This window comes from Paracoccus sp. DMF (assembly GCF_004407025.1).
GTDB lineage: Bacteria > Pseudomonadota > Alphaproteobacteria > Rhodobacterales > Rhodobacteraceae > Paracoccus > Paracoccus aminovorans_B.
In genome coordinates this window covers 19,002-43,925 of sequence record NZ_SOKV02000011.1, presented here as the reverse complement: position 1 = coordinate 43,925, position 24,924 = coordinate 19,002, and the positions used below count along the sequence as shown (strand labels likewise).

Here is a 24,924-nt window from a genome sequence, read left to right as displayed (position 1 = left end):
CGGACTGGCCGATCCCGGCGGATCGGATCAGAACCAGATCCGGTCGGCAAAGACGTGATGCACGATCCGGTCGCGGGCCAGGCCCAGCTCGGCCAATTGCGCGTCGGATTTCGCTTGCAGTGCCTCGATCTCGGCACGGCGCGACAGCCGCGTGAAATCGGCCTCGCCGCCCCTGCGGAACGCGGCCAGCAGGCGGTCGAACAGCGCCGGCAGGCGGGGCGCGTGGAAGTCGGTCGTGATAGCCATGGGAAACCCCTTCGGTCTTGGCGAATGGTTTCCTCCCCTGCGGCGACAGATAGCGGTGCCGCGAACCCGTGACCATGTCCAGTTTTGCAAGGCTGCGTTGCGGTTGAGACCGGAAATGGTGCTGCGCCGCGCAATCTGCCATCCGCGCGCACCCCGCAGATCCGGGGACCGACGCCGACCCGCGTCGTTCGGCGCCATGCTGGCCCAGGCGCACCGGGATGGCACGCTTCGCACAGCCGGAAGCCGCCCCGGCCTGAAACGAAGGTCACGAGCTTGCCTGCATTGGTCTGCGCTGAGATCCAGGTTCGGAGCGCCCATCTGCGCCTCGGCAGTCATGCCGACCAGCACCATCACGCGAGGCGCCGAACGTGGCGGGACCCAGCAGATCCGCATGCTTGCCGAGCCGCTCTCATGCGCGGGCGATGGCCGGATCGACGGCGCATTTCGCGACTTGACGCCGGGGCGGAGCGCGTCGTTCGCCCCGGTTTCTTTGGCCAGCGGCCCGCGCTGCATCGCCCTCTTATGCGCGGTCCCCCGGGGGCGTGACCGTCGCCCTCTGGCGGGGCGGGCCATGCATCCGGGCACGGCCGGCGCGGGCCGATGGCCGGGGCCGCTCAATCCTCCAGGAAAAGCGGATCGGTCGGCACCTGCAGGGCGGTGGCAAGCGCGTTGGTCTGGCTGGCCATGGCGATCACGGCCAGCAGTTCGGAATGCATCTCGGGCGTCATGCCCTTGGCGCGGGCGGCAGCGCTGTGCGAATGCACGCAATAGCCGCAGCCGTTTGCGCTCGAGACGGCGACATAGATCAACTCCTTGACCAGCGGATCCAGCGCGCCGGGCGCCATGACGGCCTGGACCCGTTCCCAGGTGGTGCGCAGCGCGGCCGGGTCATGCGCCAGCGCGCGCCAGAAGTTGTTGACGTAATCGGTGCCGCGCGCGGCGCGGATGGCGTCGAAGACGGCCCGCGATTCCGCGGGCGCCTCCTCGTCGGTCAGCAGGGGAACCGTCGCCATCACAGCACCGCCATGACGCGGGCCGGGCCGCCGGTGCCGCGCGCGTGCTTGGGCGCGCCGACGAAAATGGTGGCGCCGGTCGCCGGCAGCTGGTCGACCTGGGCCAGGTTCTCGATGCCATAGCGCCCGCCCGGCAGCCATGAGTTGTGCACCGCGAAATCCGCCGAACTGCCGGGATCGAGCGACAGCGTGTCGCTGGCGATGGCGGCCACGTCCAGGCTGGCCAGAAGGTCGGTGGCCGATTTGCCGAAGCCCGGAAAGGCGAACTTGCCGTCCGGCGTGTTGCGAAACTCCGGCGTCGCCACCTTGGCGCCCCAGCCCGAGTTCATCGCCACGCAGGCGCCCTTCGGGATCTCGCCGTGCTGGCTGATCCAGGCCTCGACATCCTCGGCCTCGAGCGCGGCATTGGCATCCTCTCTGGCCTTGGCGGTGATGTCGATGACGCAAAGCGGGCAGATCAGGTTTTCCGGCGCCAGCTCCGCCACCGAGATGCCGTCTTTCGAGAAATGCAGCGGCGCGTCGATATGGGTGCCGGAATGTTCGAAGAAGGTGATCTTCCACAGCTGATAGCCCGACTTGTCGAAGTTCACCGCCTCTTCATAGGCGATGCCCGGCACGCCGTCGAAGGTCGGGAACCGCTCGTCGAAGACATAGGTCAGGTCCAGCACCTTGCCGCTGGCCCGGGCCAGTGCCGGTTGGGCGCTGAGCGGCCCGGCGGCGATGGCGGCCGCGCCGCTGGCCGCCAGGCCGGCGAACAGGCTGCGCCGGCTCATCATGGCGTGTTTGACGCTTTCGATCACGCAGGCATTGCACATGGTCCGTCTCTCCGAATGGCGCCGGGACTGCCCCGGTCGATGCGATGCTCCCACGTCTCGCGCGTCGAGGCCAAAGATTTTCCGCGCCGGGCCGGGCGCATTGCGCAAACCGGCCTCAGGACGGAATGCGCTTTCCCCGCGCGGCCGGGGCCATTATACATCCCGCGGCATTCATGACCGCGGAAGGGAACCAATATGGCCAATGTGGTGGTCGTCGGCGCGCAATGGGGCGACGAAGGCAAGGGCAAGATCGTCGACTGGCTGTCGGAACGCGCCGATGTGATCGCGCGCTTCCAGGGCGGCCACAACGCCGGCCATACGCTGGTCATCGGGAACACGGTCTACAAGCTGTCGCTCCTGCCCTCGGGCATCGTGCGCAAGGGCAAGATGGCGGTGATCGGCAATGGCGTGGTGTTGGACCCCTGGGCGCTGTTCGCCGAGATCGACAAGCTGACCGCCCAGGGCGTCGAGATCGGCCCGGACAACCTGATGATCGCGGAAAACACCCCGCTGATCCTGCCGCTGCACCAGGACCTGGACCAGCTGCGCGAGGAAGCCGCGGGCGCCAGCAAGATCGGCACCACCGGCCGCGGCATCGGCCCGGCCTATGAGGACAAGGTCGGCCGCCGCACCATCCGCGTTGCCGACCTCGGCGACGAGGAAACGCTGGATTCGCGCCTCGACCGCCTGCTGGCGCATCACGACGCGCTGCGCCAAGGCCTGGGCGCCACGCCCATCGACCGCGCCGAGCTGCGCGCGAAGCTCTTGGAGATCGCGCCGAAGCTGCTGCAATTCGCCCAGCCGGCCTGGAAGGTGATGAACGACTATCGCCGCGCCGGCAAACGCATCCTATTCGAGGGCGCGCAGGGCTCGCTGCTCGACATCGACTTCGGCACCTATCCCTATGTGACCTCCTCGACCACCATGTCGGGCATGGCCGCGACCGGCACCGGCATGGGCCCCTCGGCCATCGGCTTCGTCCTGGGCATCGTCAAGGCCTATACGACCCGCGTCGGCTCGGGCCCGTTCCCGACCGAGCTTGACGACGCCGACGGCCAGCGCCTGGGCGAGCGTGGCCACGAATTCGGCACCGTCACCGGCCGCAAGCGCCGCTGCGGCTGGTTCGACGCCGTGCTGGTGCGCCAGACTTGCGCGATCTCCGGCGTGAACGGCATCGCGCTGACCAAGCTCGACGTGCTCGACGGGTTCGAGACACTGAAGATCTGCACGGGCTACGAGATCGACGGCCAGCATTTCGACCACCTGCCGACCGCCGCCGCGCTGCAGGACAAGGTGCGCCCGGTCTACGAAGAGATGCCCGGCTGGCAGCAATCGACGCAAGGCGCGCGCAGCTGGGCCGACCTGCCGGCCGAGGCGATCAAATACGTCCGCCGCATCGAGGAGCTGATCCAATGCCCGGTGGCGCTGCTCTCGACCTCGCCCGAGCGCGACGACACCATCCTCGTCACCGATCCCTTCGCGGATTGAGATGGACCTGAAAGCCCGCAAACGCTGGTCCCTGCTGATCCTGCTGATCGGCCTGCCGCTTTACATCGTGGTGGCCGTGACGCTGGTGAACTGGATGGACCGGGCCTGGGGCCGGCAGCCGATCCTCGTCGAGGTGCTGGTCTATGTCGCCCTGGGCATCCTCTGGGCGCTGCCGTTCCGCCGCATCTTCAGCGGCATCGGCAAGGAAGAATGATCCTCGACAGCCCCCGGGCGGTCACGCTGATCGGCGGCGCCGCGGTCAGCCGCGCCGACCTCGACGCGGCGCTGGCGCTGGCCCCGACCGTCGCCGCCGCCGACCGCGGCGCCGATACCGCGCTGGGCTTCGGCCTGGTGCCGCGGGCGGTATGGGGCGATTTCGACTCGATCTCGGACCGCGCCCGGCAGGTGATCCCGGCCGGGAACCTGCACCGCATCGCCGAACAGGAGAGCACCGATTTCGAGAAATGCCTGACCCGCATCCGCGCGCCCCTGGTGATCGGCATCGGCTTTTCCGGCGCCCGGCACGACCATTTCCTGGCCACGCTCTCGACGCTGGCCCGCCGCATCGGCCCGCCCACGATCCTGATCGCCGGCGATGACGCGATCACCCTGGCGCCGCCGAAAATCAGCCTCGACCTGGCGCCCGGCACCCGGCTGTCGCTTTTCCCCATGGGTCCGGCGACCGGCCGCTCCACCGGGCTGCACTGGCCCATCGACGGCCTGGGCTTCGCCCCGCAGGGCCGCATCGGCACCTCGAACCGCGCCACCGGCCCGGTCACGCTCCAGCTCGACGGCCCGATGCTGCTGATCCTGCCGCGCGCGGAACTGCCGCGCCTGGCCGCGGCGCTCTAGGCTTCTTTGCTCCCCAAATACCCATGCACCCGCGCCGTCAGCGCCCGCGGATCCGCGGGTCCATCGCGTCGCGCAAGCCGTCGCCGATATAGTTCACCGACAGCACCGTCAGCGAGATGAAGGCCCCCGGCAGGATGACCCGCCAGGGATACATCTGCATCTGGTCCACCGCGTCGAACAGAAGCCGGCCCCAGGTCGGGAAATCCGGCGGGAATCCCAACCCCAGGAAGCTCAGCGCGCTTTCGGTGATGATCGCGGTGGCGATGCCCAGCGTCGCCGCCACCATGATGGGCGAGACCACGTTCGGCAGCACATGGCGCAGGATCATGCGCGGCGCCGGTGTGCCGATGGATTTCGCCGCCAGGATGAACTCGCGCTCCTTCAGCCCCAGCACGTCGCCGCGCACGATGCGCGCGGTCTGCATCCACGAGGTCGCGCCGATGGCACAGACGATCAGCAGGAAGGTGCCGCCCGCCGGCCCCAGCGCCTTGCCCAGGGGCTCGCGGAACAGGGTCACCATCAGCAGAAGCAGCGGCAGCAGCGGCAGGGCCAGGAACAGCTCGGTCAGCCGCATCAGGGGCGCGTCGAGCCGGCGGAAATAGCCCGACAGCACCCCGACCAGGCTGCCGAGACTCAGCGCGATCGCCATGGCCACCAGCCCGACCGCGATCGAGACCTGGCCGCCCGCCATCATCCGCGCCAGCAGGTCGCGGCCCAGCTGGTCGGTGCCGAAGGGATGGGCCAGCGTGAAGCCCTGGTTCCGGGCGCGGTAGTCAACGAAGGTCGGGTCGATCCGCCACAATACCGGTCCCAGGCTTACGAACAGCACGATGGCCGCGAAGATCACCAGCGCCAGCATGGCGCCGCGATGGCTGCGGAACTGGCGCCAGACGTCGCGTCCCTGGCTGCGCACCGGCGCGCCCTCGACCGGGGCGTCGGGCGGCAGCGCCTCGGCCCCGGGGACGGCGGCGGGCGCGGCCGCTTCCTCGACCAGCTTCGGGTCAGTCATAGCGGATCCTTGGGTCCAGAACGCCATAGAGCAGGTCGGCGACCAGGGTGAAGACCACGATCAGCGCCGCGAAGATGAAGGTCAGCGTCATCACCATCGGAATGTCATTGGCATTGATCGCCAGGATCAAGAGCTGCCCCAGCCCGTTCACCTTGAACACCTGCTCGGTGATGATGGCGCCGCCGAAGACCGCCGGCAGCCCCAGCGCGATCACCGTGACCACCGGGATCAGCGAATTGCGCAGCACATGCTTCAGCACGACGACCCGCTCGCTCAGGCCCTTGGCGCGGGCGGTGCGCACGTAATCCTGCCGCAGGTTGTCCAGCATGGAGGCGCGCATGAAACGGCTGATCTGCGCTGCGTTGTACAGCGCCAGCACCGTGACCGGCATCACCATCTGCCGCACCTGGGCCAGGAAACTGTCCCAATCCGTCACCCGCAAGGTGGTGTCATAGATCGAGGGAAACCATTGCAGCTTGATGCCGAAGACGATGATCAGCACCACCCCGGTAAAGAAGGTCGGCAGCGAAAACCCCACCATCGAGACGAAGGTGCCGATCTGGTCGAACCAGGAATATTGCCTGTAGGCCGAGACGATGCCGATCGGGACAGCGATCATCACCCCCAGCAGATAGGACAGCCCGACCACCGTCAGCGTCTGCGGCAGCCGCTGCGCGATGACGTCGAAGACCGGGCTGCGGCTCTGGAAGCTGATGATGCGCTGCATGCCGGCGCTGAACTCCGTGCCGAAGGCGCGGTCGAACCAGTAAAGCGGCTCGACCCAGAAGAACTGCTTCAGCCACAGCACGTAGCGGATATACCAGGCCTGCCCCAGCCCCAGCGCCTCGCGCATGCGCTCCTTGACCTCGGGCGGCACGGTCAGCGGCACGTCGCCCAGGGGATCGCCGGGCGAGGCTTCCAGCAGCAAAAAGATCACCAGCGAGATGAACAGCAGCGTCGGGATCGCCAGCATCAGCCGGCGCAGGGCGAAGTTCAGCATGGCGATCCCCCGATGCTCACTCGGCGCGGCTCCAGTCGGCCACGTTCCACAGCTGCCCCTCCCAGCCGTTCGGCGCGACGCCGGCAAGGCTGTTCGCATGGGCCGAAACCATGCCGCGATGGATCAGCGGCAGCAGGTAATGGCCGTCCGCCGTCAGCGCGTCCGTCAGCGTCCTGGCGATCTCCTGGCGCTTGCCGGGCTCGGCGCTGGCGTGCAGCGCGGCGATGCCGGCGTCATAGGCCTCGTCGCAGAAGCGCACGGAATTGTTGCCCTGCCACTGGTTCTCGGCCGACGGGATGCGCGAACAGACGAACTTGTTCAGGAAGGAGGCCGGGTCGGGGATATAAAAGGCATCGGTGAACATCTGCGCATCGGCGTTGAAACGCTGCTGCGAATCCGGGTTGCCGGGGTCGCCGCCGAAGAACGAGGCGCCGTCCACCGCCTTCAGCTCGGTCGCGACGCCGATCTCGGACCACCATTGCTTGACCAGCGCCTGCACGTCCTGCCGCACCGGGTTCACCGTGGTCTGGAACAGCAGCGCCAGCCGGCGCCCGTCCTTTTCCCGCACCCCATCCGCGCCCGGAACCCAGCCGGCCTGGTCCAGCAGCTTCTTGGCGCCCTCGATGTCCTGCGCCAGGCAGTCGTCGCGGCCCGAGGCATAGGCGGCGGGCACCGGCACGATGGTGCAAGTCGGCTTGCCGGCCGGCCCATAGGTCAGCTCGGCCAGCACCGGGCGGTCGATGGCCATGGACAGCGCCTTGCGCACCGCCGGATCGCCCAGGACCGGATGCGGATGCGCCCGGGTCGAGCGTTCCTCGGCCGGCAGCTCGGGGCTGGGATCGGTCTGGTTAAGCTCGATCCGCTCGACCATCGAGCCAAAGCTCGCGACCAGCTTGCCCTTGCCCTGCGCCTCCATCGCGGCCACCGCCTCGGGCGGCAGTTGCAGGTTCCAGGCGAAATCGTATTCGCCCGATTCCAGCACCGCGCGCGCCGCCGCCATGGCATCGCCGCCGCCCTTGACCGTCACCCGGTCGAAGGCGGGCTTGGACGCATCGCGATATTCCGGGTTGATCTCGAAGACCGCCACGTCGCCGGGCCGGAACTCGGTCACGCGATAGGGGCCGGTGCCGATGGGGCCGAAGTTCTGCGCCGTGCAGCTGGCGCCCGCCGCGCCGCGGCAAGCCTGAAACTGCGCCTTTTGCAGCACCGGCGTGCGCCCGCCGACGAAAGCCTGCAAGGGCGCATAGCGCGGTGCGTCGAAGTTCAGCCGCACCGTCTGCGCATCCAGCACCTCGGCCGAACGGATGCCCTCGAACTCGGCCAGCACCGCGCAGCCAAAAGCCGGATCCATGCAATATTCGGCGGTAAAGGCCACGTCCTCGGCCGTCACCGGCGAACCATCGGACCAGGTCAGCCCCGGTTTCAGTTTCCAGGTGACCGAGGTGAAATCCTTGGCGATGCCGCCATTCTCGACGCTGGGGATCTCGGCCGCCAGCACCGGCAGCAGGCTGCCGTCATCGGCGACCAGCGCCAGGGGCTCGACCACCATCGAGGCCGGGTCCACGTCCTTGGCGCCGGTCGAGAGATAAGGGTTCAGCACCGTGGCGGCCTGCCAGTACAGCACCTTCAATTCGCCGTCGCCGCCGCGTTCGGCCAGCGCGGGGGTGGCAAGGCTCAGCGCCAGGGGCAAGGCGATCATGCGGGAAATCATCGTTTTCTTCCAGTTGGTTGACGGGGCGGCCCGACCCACCCGGGGGCCGGGCCGCCAGCATGGCCTATTGCTTGACGCGATACCAGTCCGCGACATTCCACAGCTCGCTGTCCCAGGCGTTCAGCTTGACGCCGCCCAAGCTGTTCGACACGGCCGAGGCGGTGCCGCGATAGACCAGCGGGATCACCGCATTGCTGTCCCTGGTCAGCATCTCGTTCAGCTTCTTGCCCATGGCGCCGCGCTCGGCCGGATCGACGATCTGCGTCATCTCGCCGATCATCCTGTCGAACTCCGGGTCGCAGAAGCGGCTGGTGTTCTCGCCCTGCCACTGGTTTTCCGGGCCGGGGATCTTGTCGCAGGTCTGGCGCGCCAGATAGGGCTCGGGGTTGTTGCCCTCGAAGTTGTTGGCATACATCTCGACGTCGGCATAGAATTTCTGGAAGGTGTCGGGCGAGCCCGCGTCGCCGCCGAAGAACACCGACGGGTCCACCGTCTTCAGTTCCGTCTCGACGCCGATCTCGGACCACCATTGCTTGATCAGCGCCTGGAAATCCTGGCGCACCGCGTTGACCGAGGACTGGAACACCAGCTTCAGCCGCTTGCCGTCCTTTTCGCGGATGCCGTCGCCCCCCGCGACCCAGCCGGCCTGGTCCAGCAGCGCCTTGGCGCCCGCGATGTCCTGGGCCAGGCATTCGGTATTGTCCGAGGCCCAGGCCGCCGGCGCCGGCACCAGGTTGCAGGTGGGCCTGCCGGCCGGGCCATAGCCGATCTCGGTCAGCAGCTGGCGGTCGATGGCCATGGACAGCGCCTTGCGCACATTGGCATCGGTCAGGATCGGATGCGGGTGCCGGGCGGTCGAGCGTTCGCCCTCGGGCAGGTCGGAACTCGGGTCGGTCAGGTTGACATGGATGCGCTCGACCAGGGAACCGAAGGCCGCCACGTTCTTGCCCTTGCCGGCCGCCTCCATGCCGGCAATGACCTCGGGCGCCAGCTGGGTGTTCCAAGCATAGTCGAACTCGCCCGTCTCCAGCACCGCGCGCGCCGCCGCCGCCGAATCGCCGCCGCCCTTGACCACCAGCCGGGCGAAGGCGGGCTTCGCCGCATCGCGATATTCCGGGTTCGCCTCGAAGGTGATGGTGTCGTTGGTGCGGAACTCGGCCACCTTGAAGGCGCCGGTGCCCTGCGGGTTGAAGTTCTGCTCGGTGCAGGTCGGGGCCTTCTCGCCGGTGCAATTCTGGAACTGCGCCTTTTGCAGCACCGGCGATTGCGCGCCCACGAAGGCCGAGAACGGATCGGGCCGCGGCGAGACGAAGCTGATCTTCACCGTCAGCTCGTCCACGGCCTCGACCTTTTCGACGCCCTCGAACTTCGCCAGCTGCGCGCAGCCGCCGTTCGGGTCCAGGCAATAGGCGGCGGTAAAGGCCACGTCCGCGGCGGTGAACGGGCTGCCGTCGGCCCATTTCACCCCCGGCTTCAACTTCCAGGTGACGCTTTTCAGGTCCTTGGCGATGCCGCCGTTGTCCAGGCTGGGGATCTCGGCCGCCAGCCGCGGCTCGATGGTGCCCTCGGTGGTGAAGCTCGCCAGCGGCTCCAGCGCGATGGAACTGGCGATGATGTCCTTGGTCCCGGCCGACATATAGGGGTTCATCGTCGAGGGCGCCTGCCACATGATGACGTTCACCTGCCCGTCGGCGCCGCGTTCGGCCAGGGCGGCGGGGGCGGTCAGGGCCATGGCCGTCGCCCCCAGCATCAGGCATTTCAGTCGCATCGCACACTCCTTGCTCGCATGGATTGCCGGGCGGGCAGGGGGCGTCGCGCCATGCCTGCCAATGGGTTCGCCGATTTTCAGACGGGTTTCCCGGCAAAAGCAAGGCGCATCTTTTGCGGTTGCAATGCGGGTGCGCGGCATTAGCCTGATCGCCTGGGGCATCGACAGGGGAAACCATGCTGGACGCAAAGCCGCTCGTCTCGATCGAAGGCCTGCGCGTGGAGTTCCAGACCCGCGACGGCACGGTGACCGGCGTCAACGACCTGTCCTTCGACATCCGTCCCGGCGAATGCGTCTGCGTGGTGGGCGAATCCGGCTCGGGCAAGTCGGTCAGCGCGCTGTCGCTGATGCGCCTGGTGGAATTCGGCGGCGGCGAGATCGCCCGGGGCCGGCTGCTGTTCCAGCGCGAAAGCGGCGCCCTCGACCTTGCCCGCGCCGCGCCCGCCGCCATGCGCGACATCCGCGGCAACCAGATCGCGATGATCTTCCAGGAGCCGATGACCGCGCTGAACCCGGTCTTTACCATCGGCGACCAGCTTTCCGAGGGGCTGATCGCCCACCGCGGCCTGTCGCGCCGCGACGCCATGGCCCGCGCGCTGGACCTGCTGGCCGAGGTCCGCATCCCCGAGCCCGAGCGCCGCCTGACGCAATACCCGCACGAGCTGTCGGGCGGCATGCGCCAGCGCGTGGTCATCGCCATGGCCATGGCCTGCCGCCCGAAACTGCTGATCTGCGACGAGCCGACCACCGCGCTCGACGTCACCATCCAGGCCGAGATCCTGGCCCTGATCGACCGGCTGAAGCGCGAAACCGGCATGGCGGTGCTGTTCATCACCCATGACATGGCCGTGGTCGCGCAGATGGCCGATCGCGTCGTCGTCATGTTCCGCGGCAACAAGGTCGAGGAAGGCCCCGTCGCCCGGATCTTCGAGCAGCCGCGCGAACCCTATACCCAGGCGCTGCTCGCCGCCGTGCCGCGCCTGGGCGAGATGACCGGCCGCGACGCGCCCGAGCCGATGCGCCTGATGAGCGGCGCGGACGCCCCCGCCCCGGTCGTCCCCCGCGCGCCCGAGCCACTGCTCACCGTCGAGCACCTCTGCACCCGCTTCCCGGTCAAGGGCGGCATCCTGCGCCGCACCGTCGCCCAAGTCCATGCCGTCGAGGATGTCAGCTTCACCCTCAACGCCGGCGAAACCCTGGCGCTGGTCGGCGAATCCGGCTGCGGCAAGTCCACCACTGGCCGCTCGATCCTGCGGCTGGTCGAGCCGACATCGGGGCAGGTCACCCTGGGCGACCGCGACCTGCTGGCCCTGGGCGCCTCGGAGTTGCGCCAGGCGCGGCGCGACATGCAGATGATCTTCCAGGACCCCTTCGCCAGCCTCGACCCGCAGATGCGGCTGCTGGACCAGATCGAGGAGCCGATGCTGAATTACGGCATCGGCACCCGCGCCGAGCGCCGCGACCGCATCGCCCGGCTCTTCGACCGGGTCGAGCTGCCGCGCAGCTTCATGCGCCGCTATCCGCACGAGATGTCGGGCGGCCAGCGCCAGCGCATCGCCATCGCCCGCGCGCTGGCGCTGAACCCGAAACTGCTGGTCGCCGACGAGGCGGTCTCGGCCCTCGACGTCTCGGTCCAGGCGCAGGTGCTGAACCTGCTGATGGAGCTGCAGCGCGAACTCGGCATTGCCATGCTGTTCATCAGCCACGACATGGCGGTGGTCGAGCGCGTCAGCCACCGCGTCGCCGTCATGTATCTGGGCCGCATCGTCGAGATCGGCAGCCGCCGCCAGGTCTTCGAGAACCCGCAGCACAGCTATACCCGTCAGCTGATGGCGGCGGTCCCCATCGCCGACCCGCGCCGCAAGACCATCGGCGACGAGTTGCGCTTCCGCCCGATCCCCTCGCCGATCCACCCGATGGGCTATGTCCCGCCGCCCTCGACCTATGCCGAGGTGGCGCCGGGGCATCGGGTGCTGGTCGAGCCGGTGACGCATGGTTGAACCGCGCTGTTGCGGAATTGACACAACCCGCCGGGACGGAACGCCGTGGCGCGGCGGCGCTTGATTACGGCCGCTTGGAACTGGAAAAGCGGGCCATCAGCCAGCCTTGGGCCAGCGAGCATCCGAAATTCGACGGGATGGTCCGCCATGAGCTTTCGCCCCTCTCTTTCCCTGGCCGCGCGGGCGCGGCTGTCCACGGCGCTGGGCGCCAGCCTGCTGATCCTGGCCGCCCCGGCCATGGCGCAGGACGATGCCGCCGGCACCGACCAGACCGTCATCCTGGACGAGGTGACGATCACCGCCGCCCCTGGCACGCAGACCGAGGGCACCGACAGCTGGACCACCGAATGGATGCGTTCCGCGACCGGACTGGTGCTGAGCCAGAAGGAAACGCCGCAGTCCACCAGCGCCATCACCGACGCGCAGATGAAGGACCGCAACATCACCACCATCGCCGAGACGATGGATGCGGCGACCGGCATCACCGTGCAGGCCTATGAAAGCGACCGCATCAACTATTACTCGCGCGGCTTCGCCATAGACGCCTATCAATACGACGGCGTGCCGGTGCCCAAGGACGGTGCCTGGCAGTTCGGCGACAACAACACCGACATGGCGCTTTACGACCATGTCGAGATCGTGCGCGGCGCCACCGGGCTGATGCAGGGCGCGGGCGAACCCGGCGCCTCGATCAACTTCATCCGCAAGCGCCCGACCGAGGAATTCCAGAACGAGGCCGCCGTCTCGCTGGCCTATCCCGAAGGCGCGCGGATCGAATCGGATGTCTCCGGCCCGCTGAACGCCACGGGCAATGTGCGCGGCCGGCTGATCGGCGTCGTCGACAAGCGCGACGGCTCGCTCGACCGCTATCACAAGGACAAATACGTGCTGTTCGGCGGGCTCGACGTCGACCTGGGCGACAGCACGCTGCTGTCGACCGGCATCAGCTTCCAGAAGACCAAGGCCGACAACGTCACCTGGGGCGGGCTGCCGCCGTTCTATGCCGATGGCGGGCTGATCGACTGGGACTGGGGCACCAGCCTGGGCCAGGACTGGACCTATGTCGATACCGAGCGCACCGAGGCCTTCGCCTCGCTGGAACATGAGTTCCAGAACGGCTGGACCGGCCGCCTGGTGCTGACCCATATCCGCAACGACGTGGACATGGAGCTGCCCTGGATCAGCGGCGCGCCCGACCGGGAAACCGGGCTGGGCATGTCGCCCTGGGCCGCGAAATACAAGGGCGGCTCCAGGCTGACCTCGCTCAACGCCGCGCTGAACGGCGATTTCGATGCCTTCGGCCGCAGCCATCAATTCGTGCTGGGCGCCATGGCCTCGAATTTCGACAGCGATTACGACGGCTACGATGTCGATACCGCCACGCTGGGGCCGGTGGGCAATGTCTTCGATCTGGACGGCCGCTATCCGCGCCCGACCTTCTCGGACGAGGTCACGACCCGGTGGCACAGCGAGCAGCGCCAGTATGGGCTTTACGGCTCGGCGAAGATCGAGGCGACGGATGCGCTCTCGGTCATCGCCGGCGCCCGCGCGAACTGGTGGAAGGGCAAGGAGTCCAGCACCGGCTCGCCCGATTTCGAATACAGCTATGACGCCGAGATCACGCCCTATGTCGGCTTCACCTATGCGCTGAACCCGACCTATTCCGCCTATGGCAGCATCACCAGCATCTATAAGCCGCAGATCGCCCAGACCGAGGACGGGGACTATCTGGATCCGACCTATGGCTGGAACTACGAGCTGGGCGTAAAGGGCGACCTGATGAACGGGGCGCTGTTCGCCTCGGCCGCGATCTTCCAGACCGACCAGAAGGATGTGGCGAACTACCTGTATTTCGACGAGGTGCTGAACCGCAGCATCTATGAAAGCATCGACGGCACCACCACCCGCGGCTTCGAGGCCGAGGTGGCAGGCGCCATCAGCGACCGCTGGAATGTCTCGGCCGGCTATACCTTCCGCACCTCGAAGGACAAGGACGGCAACCGCTTCGCCGCCGACCAGCCCAAGCACACGCTGAAGTTGGCGACCGACTATCGGCTGGCGGCGTTGCAGGACAAGCTCACCGTGGGCGGCGCCATGCGCTGGCAAAGCGGCACCGACAGCATGGACTTCGCCTCCGAAGTCGAGCAGCCGAACGTGCATCAAGGCAGCTATGCGGTCTTCGACCTGAACGCCACATACGACCTCAACGACAAGACCGCGCTGTCGCTCAGCGTGAACAATATCTTCGACAAGAAATATTACGCCACGACCGGCTTCTACGACACCGTGGTCTATGGCGACGGACGTTCGGCCGAGCTGACCCTGCGCGCCAAGTTCTGATCCGGCGGTGCACGCCGGTGCACGCGCGGCGCACGCCTGCGGCACGCGGATCACCGCGAAAACCCCGGCAATTGCCGGGGTTTCTGCATTCCGGGCCCGGGGCGGTGCACCGCGCAACGCACGCCGCCGTTGCGCGGCCTTGCGGTGCGGAGCGAAAGGCGTAACCTTCGGCGCGAAGGAGAGTGTCCCATGCCCGTCAAGAACCGCTTTGCCGAACTGCTGCCCGAGATCACCGCCTGGCGCCGCGACTTTCACGAGAACCCCGAGCTGGACTATGACGTCCATCGCACCGCCGGCCGCGTCGCCGAGCTTCTGCGCGCCTTCGGCGTGGACGAGGTGACCGAGGGCATCGGCCGCACCGGCGTCGTGGGCGTGATCAAAGGCCGTTCGGACAGCCAGGGCAGGGTGATCGGGTTGCGCGCCGACATGGACGCGCTGCCGATCGCCGAAAAGACCGGCGTGGATTATGCCTCGAAAAATCCGGGGGTTATGCATGCCTGCGGCCATGACGGCCACACCGCCATGCTGCTGGGCGCGGCGAAATACCTGGCCGAGACGCGCAATTTCGACGGTCGTGCCGTGGTCATCTTCCAGCCCGCCGAAGAGGGCGGCGGCGGCGGGCGCGCCATGGTCGAGGACGGGCTGGTCGAGCGCTGGGGCATCCAGGAATTCTATGGCATGCACAACATGCCCGGCTATCCGGTCGGCAGCTTCGCCATCCGCGAGGGCGCGATGATGGCCGCCACCGACCAGTTCGACATCGTGGTGACCGGCAAGGGCGGCCATGCCGCCAAGCCGCATGAGGCGATCGACACCACGCTGGTCGCGGCGCAGATCATCGTGGCGCTGCAATCGGTGGTCTCGCGCAACGTCGACCCGCTGAAAAGCGGCGTGATCTCGGTCTGCGTGGTGCAGACCGACTCGACCGCCCATAACGTCATCCCTCAGGTGGTGACGCTGAAAGGCACCGCCCGCAGCCTCGCCCCCGAGGTGCGCGACCAGCTCGAGGACGGCATCGCCCGCATCGCGACCAACACCGCCGCAGCCTTTGGCGCCCGCGCGGAGGTGCAATATGAACGCGGCTATCCGGTGACGATGAACGATCCGCAAGCCACTGTTTACGCGGCGGAAGTCGCGCGATCCGTGGCGGGTGACGTGAATACCGAGATGGCGCCGCTGATGGCGGGCGAGGATTTCAGCTATATGCTGAATGCGCGGCCCGGCGCCTATATCTTCGTCGGCAATGGCGACACCGCGATGGTGCATCACCCGGCCTACGACTTCGACGACAATGCGATTCCGGCCGGGTCGAGCTGGTATGCCGGCATGGTCGAGGCGCGGATGCCGCTGCCGGCTTGAGCCTTGGCGCCGGGGGCTGTCTGCCCCCGGACCCCCGAGGATATTTCGGCAAGAAAGCAGCAAGGGGCCGCGCGGCCCCCTTGTCCGTCAGAAATGGATGGCGCGGCCATAGGCCGAGAGCACGGATTCGTGCATCATCTCCGACAGCGTCGGGTGCGGGAACACCGTCTCCATCAGCTCGGCCTCGGTGGTTTCCAGCGTGCGGCCGACGACATAGCCCTGGATCAGCTCGGTGACCTCGGCGCCGACCATGTGGGCGCCCAGAAGCTCGCCGGTCTTGGCGTCGAAGACGGTCTTGATCAGGCCTTCGGGCTCGCCCAGAGCGATGGCCTTGCCGTTGCCGATGAAGGGGAAGCGGCCGACCTTGATCTCGTAACCCGCTGCTTTCGCTTTCTCTTCGGTCAGACCGACCGAGGCGACCTGCGGGTTGCAATAGGTGCAGCCGGGGATCGAGTTCGGCTTGATCGGATGCGGGTGCTGGCCGGCGATCAGCTCCGCGACCATGACGCCTTCATGGCTGGCCTTGTGCGCCAGCCAGGGCGCGCCGGCCACGTCGCCGATGGCATAGAGCCCCTCGACACCGGTGCGGCAATATTCGTCGGTGACGACATGGGTGCGGTCGATCTTCACGCCCAGCTTTTCCAGCCCGAGGTTTTCGACATTGCCGACGATGCCGACGGCCGAGATCACCGTGTCGAAGTCCTGCGTCTCGGTCTTGCCGTCCTTCTCGATATGGGCGGTGACCTTGCCGGGGGCGCGGTCCAGCTTCTTGACCGTGGCCTTTTCCAGGATCTTCATGCCCTGCTTGACGAACTGCTTCTTGGCCAGGGCCGAGATCTCGGCATCCTCGACCGGCAGCACGCGATCCATGACCTCGACCACGGTGGTGTCGGCGCCCAGCGTGTTGAAGAAGCTGGCGAATTCGATGCCGATCGCACCCGAACCGATCACCAGCAGCTTTTTCGGCATCCGCGGCGGTTGCAGCGCGTGCTTGTAGTTCCAGACCAGGTCGCCGTCCGCTTCCAGCCCCGGCAGGTTGCGGGCGCGGGCGCCGGTGGCCAGCACGATGGCCTTGCCGGTGACCTCCTCGACCCCCTTGTCGGTCTTGACCGACAGCTTGCCGGGAGCGGTCAGCGTCGCCTCGCCCATGATGACGGTGACCTTGTTCTTTTTCAGCAGGTGGCCGACGCCGCCGGCGAGCTGTTTCGCCACGCCGCGCGAACGCTGCACCACGGCGCCGAGGTCAAAGCCGATCGTGCCGGCGGAGAGGCCGAATTCCTTGGCGCGGTGCATCAGGTGGAACACCTCGGCCGAGCGCAACAGCGCCTTGGTCGGGATGCAGCCCCAGTTCAGGCAGATGCCGCCCAGATGCTCGCGTTCGATCACCGCGACCTTCAGGCCCAGCTGCGCGCCGCGGATGGCGCAGACATAGCCGCCCGGGCCGGAACCGATCACCACCATGTCGAAGCCTTGCGCCATGGAATTCCCCCTCTGGAAAAAGATAGTTCAGCGTTAAACCATTTTTCAGACATCCACAAGCGACAGCTTGCCGGAGACCAGCGCGCCATAACCGCCGGCCTGCATCACGCGGGTTTCGGCCGCGGTCGGGCTGCGGCCCAGGGCCGCGTTGCGCCAAGGGAAGCGGCCGAATTTCGCGATCGTGTCGCGGTGGATCTGCGCATGGCGCAGGCTTTCGCCGGGCATGAATTCCTGGAACAGCGCCACGGCGCGGTCCTGGTCGGCCAGATCCTCGGAATGCTCGAAGGGCATGAAGAAGAACTGCCGCGCGGGCAGGCCGATGCGTTGGGGAAAGCCGCGGTCCAGCGCGGCGCGGGCCAGGTCGCGGGCCAGCGGATCGGTCGCGAAGGCGCGGGCGTCCTCGCGGAACAGGTTGCGCGGGAACTGGTCGGTCAGGATCAGCGCGGCCAGCGCGCCCTCGGGCGTTGCGGCCCAGGCGGGGGCCAATTCGGCCGCGCGTTCCCATGTCGGCAGGAAGCGCTGGCGGATGGTCTCGTCCAGCAGATCCGAGCGGACATACCAGCCGGTTTCGCCGACCTCATCGAGCCAGAAGCGGTTGATCGCCTGCGGGGTGACGGTTTCGGTCATGCTCGGCCCTCCGTTTCCGAAGGATGGTTGCAGAGCCGGCCGGCCGCCGCAACCCCGTCAGTCGGGGCGCGGCGGGCCGTCGTCGGGGCCGGCGGTCTCCAGCGCCGCCTCGACCGCGATGGGGGTGGCCGAGGGGGCGATGACCGCAAAGCTCTGGTCCAGCATCGGCGCCGGGCGGCGGGTGCGGCGATAGAAGGTATAAAGCGCCAGCAACGCCAGCAGCGCGGCGATATAGACCCAGAACCCGTCCGGGCCCAGCCAGGACATCAGCCAGCCGGTGATCAGCGGCCCGGCCATGGCGCCAAGCCCGTTGATGAACAGCAGCCCGGCCGAAGCGGCCGCCATGTCGCTGTTGTCGAGGAAGTCGTTGGTATAGGCCAGCAGCAGCGAATAGACCGGATTGGCGACGCCGCCGACCACGGCTGCCGCCAGCAGCAGGCCCCAGATGCCGGGTTGCAGCAGCACCGTCGCGCCCGCCACCGCCGTGCCCAGAATCGCCAGCCCCAGCACGATCAGCCGCCGGTCGCCGTGGTCGGAAAGCCAGCCCACCGGATATTGCAGCAAGAGGCCGCCCGCGTAGATCGCCGCGACAAACGCCGAGATCTCGCGCACCGACAGGCCCTTCATCGAGCCCCAGACCGAGGCCATGCCGAACAGCGCCGAGAACACCCCGCCCATCAGGAACATGCCGATGCAGCCCAGCGGCGAGGCGGCGAAGAGGTCGCGGAAGCTCATCCGCTTCAGCGCGGCGAATTGCGGCGCCGGCTGGCGCGACAGCAGGATCGGCAGGAAGGACAGGCTGACCAGCACCGAGGGGATGACGAACAGCAGGTAGCCCGCCGGGTCCGCCGTGTTCATCAGCAGCTGCGCCGTGATGATGCCCAGCATCTGCATGATCATATAGGCCGAGAGCGCCTGGCCGCGTGTCTCGTTGCTGGTCGAGGCGTTGAGCCAGCTTTCCGCGGTGATGTAGACGCCCGAGAAGCAGAAGCCGATCAGAAGCCGCATCGCCGCCCAGGCGATCCATTCGGGCGCCGCCGCATAAAGGATCAGCACCGAGGAGATCAGCGAGCCGAGCGCCGCGAAGACCCGGACGTGGCCGACGCTGCGGATCATCTGCGGCACCACGCGCGAACCCAGCAGGAAGCCGCCGAAATAGGCCGCCATCACCACCGACATCTGCGTGGTCGAGATGCCCTCGATCTTGCCGCGCACGCCCAGCAGGGTGCCCTGCATGCCATTGCCGACCATCAGCAGAAGGATGCCCAGCAAGAGCGGCCAGGTGGTGCGCAGAACGGTCAGCATCATTCCCTCGACGGTATCAGAAGCGAGGCATCGCCATAGCTGAAGAAGCGATAGCCCGATTCGACGGCATGGCGATAGATGGAGCGGATGCGGTCCTGGCCCATCAGGGCCGAGACCAGCATCAGCAGCGTCGATTTCGGCAGGTGGAAATTCGTCATCAGCGCATCCGTCACCCGGAAGCGATAGCCCGGATAGATGAAGATTTCGGTCACGTCTCGGAACGGCTTCACCAGTCCCTCGGGCGTGGCCGCCGATTCGATCAGCCGCAGCGCCGTGGTGCCGACCGGGATCACCCTGCCGCCGGCGGCGCGGGTGGCGTTGATCGCGGCGGCGGCCTCGGCCGTGACCTCGCCCCATTCGCCGTGCATCTTGTGGGTGGTCACGTCCTCGACCTTGACCGGCAGGAAGGTGCCGGCGCCGACATGCAGGGTGACATGGGCGAAGCGCACGCCGCGCGCGCGCAACGCCGCCAGCAGCGGCTCGTCGAAATGCAGGCTGGCGGTGGGGGCGGCGACGGCGCCGGAATGGCGGGCCCAGACGGTCTGGTAATCGGTCCGGTCGGCCTCGTCCGGCGCGCGCAGCGCGGCGATATAGGGCGGCAGCGGCATGGCGCCGACCTGGGCCAGCGCGGCGTCGAAGGCCTCGCCGGTTGCGTCGAAGCGCAGCCGCAGCCCGGCCTCGCCGATCTCGGCCACCTCGGCCGACAGCGCGTCCGAGAAGCGGATCACCTCGCCCTGCCTCAGCTTGCGCAGGGGCTTGGCCAGCGCGTTCCAGCCGTCGGCGGCGGGTTCCAGCAGCGTGATCTCGACCTTGGCCACCGCATCGCCCTGTGGCGTGGCGCGCCGGCGGGTGCCGGTCAGCCGCGCCGGGATGACCTTGGTGTCGTTCAGCACCAAGAGATCGCCCGGCCCCAGCAATTCGGCCAGGTCGGCCACATGCAGGTCGCGGATCGCGTCCCCCTGGGCCAGCAGCAGCCGCGCCGAGGAACGCGGCCGCGCAGGCCGCGTCGCGATCAGCCCCTCGGGCAGGTGGAAGTCGAAATCCTCAAGTCTCATGCCCCGGGTTCTGTCCCTGCCGCGCCGGGGCGTCAAGCCGGCCCGCGCGGCGATGAAGCCAAAGTGAAAAACTCGGGCTTTACTTCGCTGAGCGAATCTGTCAGTTATAGCCAAATCTCAGGTGAACCCATGATCGTCTGCCACTGCACCCAGATTTCCGACCACGACATCAAGGCGGCTGTCGACTGGATGCGGGCCTCGGACCCCGAGACGATCATCACCCCCGGCAAGATCTATCACGCGCTTGGCAAGCGCGCGGATTGTGGCGGCTGTATGCCCTTGTTTCTGGACACCATGCGCGGATGCGATAATCTGGCCGTGCCCCCCATCCTGCGGGGGCTGAAAGCCACGCGCAAAGGGGAAAGCCATGAAGGGCGACGCCAAGGTCATCGAGTATCTCAACGCAGCGCTTCGGTCTGAGCTTACCGCGGTCAGCCAGTATTGGCTGCATTATCGGCTGCAACAGGATTGGGGTTTCGGCAAGATCGCCGACAAGTCGCGCGCCGAATCCATCGAGGAAATGAACCACGCCGATCGCCTGATCGAGCGAATCATCTTCCTGGAAGGCCATCCCAACCTGCAGAAGCTGGACCCGCTGCGGATCGGCCAGAACCTCAAGGAGACCCTCGAGTCGGATCTGGCGGCCGAGCATGACGCCCGCACGCTCTATATCGAGGCGCGCGAATACTGCTCCAACGTCGGCGATTATGTCAGCAAGAACCTGTTCGATGATTTGCTGACCGACGAGGAAGGCCATATCGACTTCCTCGAGACCCAGCTGGATCTCTACGCCTCCATCGGCGAACAGAACTATGGCCTGCTGAACGCCAAGTCGGCCGACCAGGCCGAGTGACGGCACGCGAATCTCGCGCTTCAGGGGGCCCTTGCGGCCCCCTTTAATGTTTCAGCCCAGCCAATCCGTCGCCAGCGCCGGCAGCTCGTCGAAATGGCGCAGCATCGCCTCGGGCGCCAGCCGCGCCAGGCCTTCGCCCTCGGGGCCGAAGGCGACCAGCGCCACCCGCACCCCGGCAGCCGAGGCGGTCTTGCGGTCGGTCTCGGTATCGCCGACCAGGAAAGAACGCGCGACCTCGCCGCCCGCGCCCTCGACGGCGGCGCGATAGGGCCGGGGGTCGGGCTTGCGCACCGGCAGCGTGTCGGCGCCGATCATCGCGGCGAAACGCTCGCGGATGCCCAGCTCGCGCAGCAGCACCTCGGCCAGGGCAGAGGGCTTGTTGGTGCAGACCGCCAGCCGGTGGCCGGCGTCGGCCAGCCGGTCCAAGGCCGCCTCGGTGCCGGGGTAAAGCCGGGTATGGGTGGCGATGGCCGCGCCGTAATGGCCCAGCAGGCGCGGATAGTCCTCCTCCTCGGCGCCCGGGGGCAGCAGCGTATCGGCGGGAAGCCGCCCATAGCCGGCGCGCAGCATGGCCCTTCCGCCGTGAAAGGCGATCAGCGCATCCGCGACCGGGTCCAGCAGATCGCCCAGCCCGCGGCTTTGAAAACAGGCGTTTGCCGCCGCGATCAGGTCGGCCGAGGTATCGGCCAGCGTGCCGTCCAGGTCGAAGACCACCGTTCCCGCCATGTTGTAACCTTCCGTCAAGATGTTTGATCCGCCGGGGCCTTTCCCGATCCCCGTCCTCTAGGTAGAACGCCCGGCAAGGACAAGAAACAGGCAAGAGGGCAGTATGACCGAGAAACCCGTCGCGCTGATCGTGCTGGCCGCCGGACAGGGCAGCCGCATGCAGTCGGACTTGCCCAAGGTGCTGCACCGCCTGGGCGGCGTGCCGCTGGTCGGTCACGCCCTGGCTGCCGGCCGCAGCCTGGCGCCCGAAACCGTGGTGGTCGTCGCCGGCCATGGCGCCGCGCTGGTCCAGAAGGCGATCGCGACGCTGGACCCCGAGGCGCAGATCGCCCTGCAAGAGGAACAGCTGGGCACCGCCCATGCCGTGCGCCAGGCCCTGCCGCTGCTTGAAGGCTTCGAGGGCCGGGTGCTGGTGCTTTACGGCGACACGCCCTTCATCGCCGAGGAAACGCTCGGCATGCTCGCCAGCCACCCCTCGGACGTGATCGTGCTGGGCTTCGAGGCCGCCGACCCCGGCCGCTATGGCCGGCTGGTCACCGGCCCGGACGGTCTGGAGCGCATCGTCGAATACAAGGACGCCGACGAGGCCACGCGGGCGATCCGGCTGGTGAACTCGGGCGTGCTGGCCGCCGACGCCGCGACGCTGCGCGAGATCCTGCCGCAGATCGGCAACCGCAACGCGGCGGGCGAATATTACCTGACCGACCTGCCGGGTCTGGCGCGCGCCGCCGGGCTGCGGGTCGATGTCGTCACCTGCGACGAAGCCGAGACGCTGGGCATCAACACCCGCGCCGAGCTGGCCGCGGCCGAGGCCGCCTTCCAGGCCCGCGCCCGCGCGCAGGCGCTGGAGGACGGGGTGACGCTGACCGATCCGGCAACGGTCTGGTTCGCGCTGGACACCTGCATCGGCCGCGACGCGGTGATCGGGCAGAACGTGGTCTTCGGCCCCGGCGTGACCGTGGAAAGCGGCGCCGAGATCCTGCCCTTCTGCCATCTCGAGGGCTGCCATGTCAGCGCCGGCGCCACCGTCGGCCCCTTCGCCCGGCTGCGGCCCGGGGCGGAGCTGGGCGGCGACGTGCATGTCGGCAATTTCGTCGAGATCAAGAATTCGGTGCTGGACGAGGGCGTCAAGGTCGGCCACCTGACCTATCTGGGCGATGCCCATGTCGGTGAGGCCACCAATATCGGCGCCGGCACCGTGACCTGCAATTACGACGGCGTCGGCAAGCACCGGACCGAGATCGGCGCCCATGCCTTCATCGGCTCGGACACCATGCTGGTGGCGCCGGTGCGGGTGGGGGCGCGGGCGATGACCGGCTCGGGCTCGGTCATCACCGAGGACGTGCCGGACGACGCGCTGGCGCTGGGCCGCGCGAAACAGGTGACGAAGCCCGGCCTCGCCACCCGGCTGATGCAGGCGCTGCGCCAGAAAAAGGGGAGTTGAGCCATGTGCGGCATCATCGGAATCCTGGGACAGCACGAGGTCTCGCCGCAGCTGGTCGAGGCGCTGAAGCGGCTGGAATACCGCGGCTACGACAGCGCCGGGGTGGCGACGGTCGACGACGCCGGCCGGCTGGATCGGCGCCGGGCGGTGGGCAAGCTGGTCAACCTCTCGGACCGGCTGGTGCATGAGCCGCTGACGGGACACGCCGGCATCGGCCATACCCGCTGGGCCACCCACGGCGCCGCGACCGAGGTGAACGCCCATCCCCATCGCCGCGGCCCGGTCGCCGTGGTCCATAACGGCATCATCGAGAACTTTCGCGAGCTGCGCGACGAGGTGATCGCGCTGGGCCTACAGCCGGAATCGCAGACCGACACCGAAACCGTGGCGCTGCTGACCGCCTGGCACATGGCGCAGGGCCTGGATGCGGCCGAGGCGGCGCGCGCGACGCTGGCCCGCCTGCATGGCGCCTTTGCCCTGGCCTTCCTGTTCGAGGGTGAGCCCGACCTGATGATCGCCGCCCGCAAGGGCAGCCCGCTGGCCGTGGGCCATGGCGAGGGCGAGATGTTCCTGGGCTCGGACGCCATCGCACTGGCGCCCTTTACCGACCGCATTACCTATCTCGAGGACGGCGACCATGCCATCATCCGCCGCTTGGGTGCCGAGATCTTCGACGCCGAGGGTCGTCCCGCCAATCGCGAGATCCAGCAGATCGACGTCGGTGCCACCCAGATCGACAAGGGCGGCTATCGGCATTTCATGGCCAAGGAGATCGCGGAACAACCAGTTGTTTTGGGCGATGCGCTGAACCACTATATCAAGGGGGATCGCCTCGTCCTGCCCGAGGCGCTGGATTTCCGCGACGTGGACCGGCTGACGCTGGTCGGTTGCGGCACCGCCTTCTATGCCGCCCATGTCGCGCGCTACTGGTTCGAGTCCCTGGCCGGATTGCCCTGCGACCTGGATGTGGCCTCGGAGTTTCGTTACCGCGAGCCGCCGCTGTCGGCGCAGAGCTGGGCGCTGTTCGTCAGCCAGTCGGGCGAGACGGCGGACACGCTGGCGGCGCTGCATTATGCTCGGGACAAGGTGGCGCGCACGGTCGGCGTGGTGAACGTCGGCACCTCGGCCATCGCCCGCGATGCCGATATCGCCCTGCCGACGCTGGCCGGGATCGAGGTCGGCGTGGCTTCCTCCAAGGCCTTCACCTGCCAGCTTGCGGTGCTGGCGGTGCTGGCGCTGAAGGCGGCGCGCGACCGCGGGCGGCTGGACGAGGCGCAGCTTGCCGCGCATCTTGCCGATCTGCGCAGCCTGCCGGGGCTGCTGAACCAGGCGCTGGCGCTCAGCGACACCTGCCGCCGTCTGGCCGGCTGGCTGTCCGAGGCGCAGGACGTGCTGTATCTGGGGCGCGGCCCGCTTTACCCGGTGGCGCTGGAGGGCGCGCTGAAGCTGAAGGAACTCAGCTATATCCACGCCGAGGGCTATGCCTCGGGCGAGCTGAAGCACGGGCCGATCGCGCTGATCGACCGCAATGTGCCGGTGGTGGTGCTGGCGCCGCGCGACGGGCTGTTCGACAAGACCGTCTCGAACATGCAGGAGGTCATGGCGCGGCACGGGCAGGTGCTGCTGATTTCGGACCCCGAAGGGATCGAGGCGGCGGGGCAGGGTTTCAAGGCGGCCCTGGCGATGCCCACGGGCGGCGGGATGTTCCAGCCGATCCTCTATGCGCTGCCGATGCAGTATCTGGCCTATCACACGGCGGTCGCCAAGGGCACCGATGTGGACCAGCCGCGCAACCTGGCGAAATCGGTGACGGTGGAATAGGACGGAAACGGCA

The 24,924-nt window shown here is 67.9% G+C and carries 22 protein-coding genes; 10 read left to right on the top strand and 12 right to left on the bottom strand.

The genetic code is table 11. The features are described from left to right. Nucleotides 1-27: 27 nt before the first annotated feature. The 3 genes from E3D03_RS08630 to E3D03_RS08620 form a co-directional block, all read right to left on the bottom strand. Nucleotides 28-246 (bottom strand): hypothetical protein, encoded by a 219-nt coding sequence (locus tag E3D03_RS08630; protein ID WP_263566628.1) that lies wholly within the window; start codon nt 244-246, stop codon nt 28-30. A 614-nt stretch (nt 247-860) separates the two neighbouring features. After that, on the bottom strand, nt 861-1,259 hold the full coding sequence (locus E3D03_RS08625; protein ID WP_062561977.1) for a carboxymuconolactone decarboxylase family protein: 399 nt from the start codon (nt 1,257-1,259) through the stop codon (nt 861-863). Beyond that, the gene (locus tag E3D03_RS08620; RefSeq protein WP_263566627.1) at nt 1,259-2,074 is read right to left on the bottom strand and encodes a cyclase family protein; all 816 of its coding nucleotides are present in this window, start codon (nt 2,072-2,074) and stop codon (nt 1,259-1,261) included. The genes E3D03_RS08625 and E3D03_RS08620 overlap by 1 nt, the downstream gene beginning before the upstream one ends. Nucleotides 2,075-2,269: 195 nt before the next feature. Between E3D03_RS08620 and E3D03_RS08615 the strand changes: the two genes are divergently transcribed. From E3D03_RS08615 to E3D03_RS08605, 3 genes are read left to right on the top strand one after another with little or no spacing between them, the layout of a single operon-like run. Further along, nucleotides 2,270-3,562, top strand: coding sequence for an adenylosuccinate synthase (locus E3D03_RS08615; RefSeq protein ID WP_062561979.1), 1,293 nt, complete (start codon nt 2,270-2,272; stop codon nt 3,560-3,562). A gap of 1 nt (nt 3,563) precedes the next feature. Continuing rightward, nucleotides 3,564-3,776: a DUF2842 domain-containing protein gene (locus E3D03_RS08610; RefSeq protein ID WP_062561980.1), complete on the top strand. Its 213-nt coding sequence runs from the start codon at nt 3,564-3,566 to the stop codon at nt 3,774-3,776. Beyond that, entirely contained in the window at nt 3,773-4,414 is a 642-nt protein-coding gene (locus tag E3D03_RS08605) for a thiamine diphosphokinase (RefSeq protein WP_263566626.1), read from the top strand. Before E3D03_RS08610 ends, E3D03_RS08605 begins: the two co-directional genes overlap by 4 nt. 37 nt (nt 4,415-4,451) lie before the next feature. Here the strand turns inward: E3D03_RS08605 and E3D03_RS08600 are convergent, their stop codons facing one another. The 4 genes from E3D03_RS08600 to E3D03_RS08585 all read right to left on the bottom strand — a co-directional run bounded on the left by E3D03_RS08600 (nt 4,452) and on the right by E3D03_RS08585 (nt 9,902). Beyond that, nucleotides 4,452-5,423, bottom strand: coding sequence for an ABC transporter permease (locus E3D03_RS08600; RefSeq protein ID WP_263566625.1), 972 nt, complete (start codon nt 5,421-5,423; stop codon nt 4,452-4,454). Further along, a complete protein-coding gene (locus E3D03_RS08595; protein ID WP_263566624.1) occupies nt 5,416-6,423 on the bottom strand; it encodes an ABC transporter permease in 1,008 nt (335 codons plus the stop codon). The genes E3D03_RS08600 and E3D03_RS08595 overlap by 8 nt, the downstream gene beginning before the upstream one ends. Nucleotides 6,424-6,439: 16 nt before the next feature. Continuing rightward, on the bottom strand, nt 6,440-8,122 hold the full coding sequence (locus E3D03_RS08590; protein WP_263566623.1) for a peptide ABC transporter substrate-binding protein: 1,683 nt from the start codon (nt 8,120-8,122) through the stop codon (nt 6,440-6,442). A gap of 76 nt (nt 8,123-8,198) precedes the next feature. Beyond that, nucleotides 8,199-9,902 carry a peptide ABC transporter substrate-binding protein gene (locus E3D03_RS08585; protein ID WP_263566622.1) on the bottom strand — a complete coding sequence of 568 codons (1,704 nt, stop codon included), beginning with the start codon at nt 9,900-9,902 and terminating at the stop codon, nt 8,199-8,201. 176 nt (nt 9,903-10,078) lie between these two features. Here E3D03_RS08585 and E3D03_RS08580 point away from each other — a divergent pair, with 176 nt between their 5' ends. From E3D03_RS08580 to E3D03_RS08570, 3 genes are all read left to right on the top strand, one after another. Next, nucleotides 10,079-11,902 carry an ABC transporter ATP-binding protein gene (locus tag E3D03_RS08580; RefSeq protein WP_263566621.1) on the top strand — a complete coding sequence of 608 codons (1,824 nt, stop codon included), beginning with the start codon at nt 10,079-10,081 and terminating at the stop codon, nt 11,900-11,902. Nucleotides 11,903-12,049: 147 nt separating this feature from the next. Further along, complete coding sequence (locus E3D03_RS08575; protein ID WP_263566620.1) at nt 12,050-14,242, top strand: TonB-dependent siderophore receptor; 2,193 nt, start codon at nt 12,050-12,052, stop codon at nt 14,240-14,242. 189 nt (nt 14,243-14,431) lie between these two features. Further along, on the top strand, nt 14,432-15,601 hold the full coding sequence (locus tag E3D03_RS08570) for a M20 aminoacylase family protein (RefSeq protein ID WP_263566619.1): 1,170 nt from the start codon (nt 14,432-14,434) through the stop codon (nt 15,599-15,601). Between the two features lie 87 nt (nt 15,602-15,688). Here E3D03_RS08570 and lpdA read toward each other — a convergent pair whose 3' ends face one another. From lpdA to queA, 4 genes are read right to left on the bottom strand one after another with little or no spacing between them, the layout of a single operon-like run. After that, the gene (gene lpdA, locus E3D03_RS08565) at nt 15,689-17,080 is read right to left on the bottom strand and encodes a dihydrolipoyl dehydrogenase (RefSeq protein WP_263566618.1); all 1,392 of its coding nucleotides are present in this window, start codon (nt 17,078-17,080) and stop codon (nt 15,689-15,691) included. A 45-nt stretch (nt 17,081-17,125) separates the two neighbouring features. Beyond that, nucleotides 17,126-17,707: a DUF924 family protein gene (locus E3D03_RS08560; protein WP_263566617.1), complete on the bottom strand. Its 582-nt coding sequence runs from the start codon at nt 17,705-17,707 to the stop codon at nt 17,126-17,128. A gap of 57 nt (nt 17,708-17,764) precedes the next feature. Then, nucleotides 17,765-19,012 carry an MFS transporter gene (locus E3D03_RS08555; protein WP_263566616.1) on the bottom strand — a complete coding sequence of 416 codons (1,248 nt, stop codon included), beginning with the start codon at nt 19,010-19,012 and terminating at the stop codon, nt 17,765-17,767. After that, nucleotides 19,012-20,067 (bottom strand): tRNA preQ1(34) S-adenosylmethionine ribosyltransferase-isomerase QueA, encoded by a 1,056-nt coding sequence (gene queA, locus E3D03_RS08550; protein WP_263566615.1) that lies wholly within the window; start codon nt 20,065-20,067, stop codon nt 19,012-19,014. The genes E3D03_RS08555 and queA overlap by 1 nt, the downstream gene beginning before the upstream one ends. 129 nt (nt 20,068-20,196) lie before the next feature. Between queA and E3D03_RS08545 the strand changes: the two genes are divergently transcribed. After that, a complete protein-coding gene (locus tag E3D03_RS08545) occupies nt 20,197-20,487 on the top strand; it encodes a bacterioferritin-associated ferredoxin (RefSeq protein WP_081614927.1) in 291 nt (96 codons plus the stop codon). After that, entirely contained in the window at nt 20,435-20,920 is a 486-nt protein-coding gene (gene bfr, locus E3D03_RS08540) for a bacterioferritin (protein WP_017998519.1), read from the top strand. The genes E3D03_RS08545 and bfr overlap by 53 nt, the downstream gene beginning before the upstream one ends. 51 nt (nt 20,921-20,971) lie before the next feature. On the opposite strand, the gene E3D03_RS08535 is transcribed toward bfr, so the two are convergent. Continuing rightward, on the bottom strand, nt 20,972-21,646 hold the full coding sequence (locus tag E3D03_RS08535; RefSeq protein WP_263566614.1) for an HAD-IA family hydrolase: 675 nt from the start codon (nt 21,644-21,646) through the stop codon (nt 20,972-20,974). A gap of 103 nt (nt 21,647-21,749) precedes the next feature. Between E3D03_RS08535 and glmU the strand changes: the two genes are divergently transcribed. Beyond that, entirely contained in the window at nt 21,750-23,090 is a 1,341-nt protein-coding gene (glmU, locus tag E3D03_RS08530) for a bifunctional UDP-N-acetylglucosamine diphosphorylase/glucosamine-1-phosphate N-acetyltransferase GlmU (RefSeq protein WP_263566613.1), read from the top strand. Nucleotides 23,091-23,093: 3 nt separating this feature from the next. After that, entirely contained in the window at nt 23,094-24,911 is a 1,818-nt protein-coding gene (gene glmS, locus E3D03_RS08525; protein ID WP_263566612.1) for a glutamine--fructose-6-phosphate transaminase (isomerizing), read from the top strand. The last annotated feature ends 13 nt before the right edge of the window (nt 24,912-24,924 follow it).

What these genes read in the sequence shown, in the direction of transcription:
- E3D03_RS08630 (WP_263566628.1), bottom strand. Translation starts at nt 246, where the DNA reads ATGGCTATCACGACCGACTTCCACGCGCCCCGCCTGCCGGCGCTGTTC.
- E3D03_RS08625 (WP_062561977.1), bottom strand. Translation starts at nt 1,259, where the DNA reads ATGGCGACGGTTCCCCTGCTGACCGACGAGGAGGCGCCCGCGGAATCG.
- E3D03_RS08620 (WP_263566627.1), bottom strand. Translation starts at nt 2,074, where the DNA reads ATGTGCAATGCCTGCGTGATCGAAAGCGTCAAACACGCCATGATGAGC.
- E3D03_RS08615 (WP_062561979.1), top strand. Translation starts at nt 2,270, where the DNA reads ATGGCCAATGTGGTGGTCGTCGGCGCGCAATGGGGCGACGAAGGCAAG.
- E3D03_RS08610 (WP_062561980.1), top strand. Translation starts at nt 3,564, where the DNA reads ATGGACCTGAAAGCCCGCAAACGCTGGTCCCTGCTGATCCTGCTGATC.
- E3D03_RS08605 (WP_263566626.1), top strand. Translation starts at nt 3,773, where the DNA reads ATGATCCTCGACAGCCCCCGGGCGGTCACGCTGATCGGCGGCGCCGCG.
- E3D03_RS08600 (WP_263566625.1), bottom strand. Translation starts at nt 5,423, where the DNA reads ATGACTGACCCGAAGCTGGTCGAGGAAGCGGCCGCGCCCGCCGCCGTC.
- E3D03_RS08595 (WP_263566624.1), bottom strand. Translation starts at nt 6,423, where the DNA reads ATGCTGAACTTCGCCCTGCGCCGGCTGATGCTGGCGATCCCGACGCTG.
- E3D03_RS08590 (WP_263566623.1), bottom strand. Translation starts at nt 8,122, where the DNA reads ATGATCGCCTTGCCCCTGGCGCTGAGCCTTGCCACCCCCGCGCTGGCC.
- E3D03_RS08585 (WP_263566622.1), bottom strand. Translation starts at nt 9,902, where the DNA reads ATGCGACTGAAATGCCTGATGCTGGGGGCGACGGCCATGGCCCTGACC.
- E3D03_RS08580 (WP_263566621.1), top strand. Translation starts at nt 10,079, where the DNA reads ATGCTGGACGCAAAGCCGCTCGTCTCGATCGAAGGCCTGCGCGTGGAG.
- E3D03_RS08575 (WP_263566620.1), top strand. Translation starts at nt 12,050, where the DNA reads ATGAGCTTTCGCCCCTCTCTTTCCCTGGCCGCGCGGGCGCGGCTGTCC.
- E3D03_RS08570 (WP_263566619.1), top strand. Translation starts at nt 14,432, where the DNA reads ATGCCCGTCAAGAACCGCTTTGCCGAACTGCTGCCCGAGATCACCGCC.
- lpdA (WP_263566618.1), bottom strand. Translation starts at nt 17,080, where the DNA reads ATGGCGCAAGGCTTCGACATGGTGGTGATCGGTTCCGGCCCGGGCGGC.
- E3D03_RS08560 (WP_263566617.1), bottom strand. Translation starts at nt 17,707, where the DNA reads ATGACCGAAACCGTCACCCCGCAGGCGATCAACCGCTTCTGGCTCGAT.
- E3D03_RS08555 (WP_263566616.1), bottom strand. Translation starts at nt 19,012, where the DNA reads ATGCTGACCGTTCTGCGCACCACCTGGCCGCTCTTGCTGGGCATCCTT.
- queA (WP_263566615.1), bottom strand. Translation starts at nt 20,067, where the DNA reads ATGAGACTTGAGGATTTCGACTTCCACCTGCCCGAGGGGCTGATCGCG.
- E3D03_RS08545 (WP_081614927.1), top strand. Translation starts at nt 20,197, where the DNA reads ATGATCGTCTGCCACTGCACCCAGATTTCCGACCACGACATCAAGGCG.
- bfr (WP_017998519.1), top strand. Translation starts at nt 20,435, where the DNA reads ATGAAGGGCGACGCCAAGGTCATCGAGTATCTCAACGCAGCGCTTCGG.
- E3D03_RS08535 (WP_263566614.1), bottom strand. Translation starts at nt 21,646, where the DNA reads ATGGCGGGAACGGTGGTCTTCGACCTGGACGGCACGCTGGCCGATACC.
- glmU (WP_263566613.1), top strand. Translation starts at nt 21,750, where the DNA reads ATGACCGAGAAACCCGTCGCGCTGATCGTGCTGGCCGCCGGACAGGGC.
- glmS (WP_263566612.1), top strand. Translation starts at nt 23,094, where the DNA reads ATGTGCGGCATCATCGGAATCCTGGGACAGCACGAGGTCTCGCCGCAG.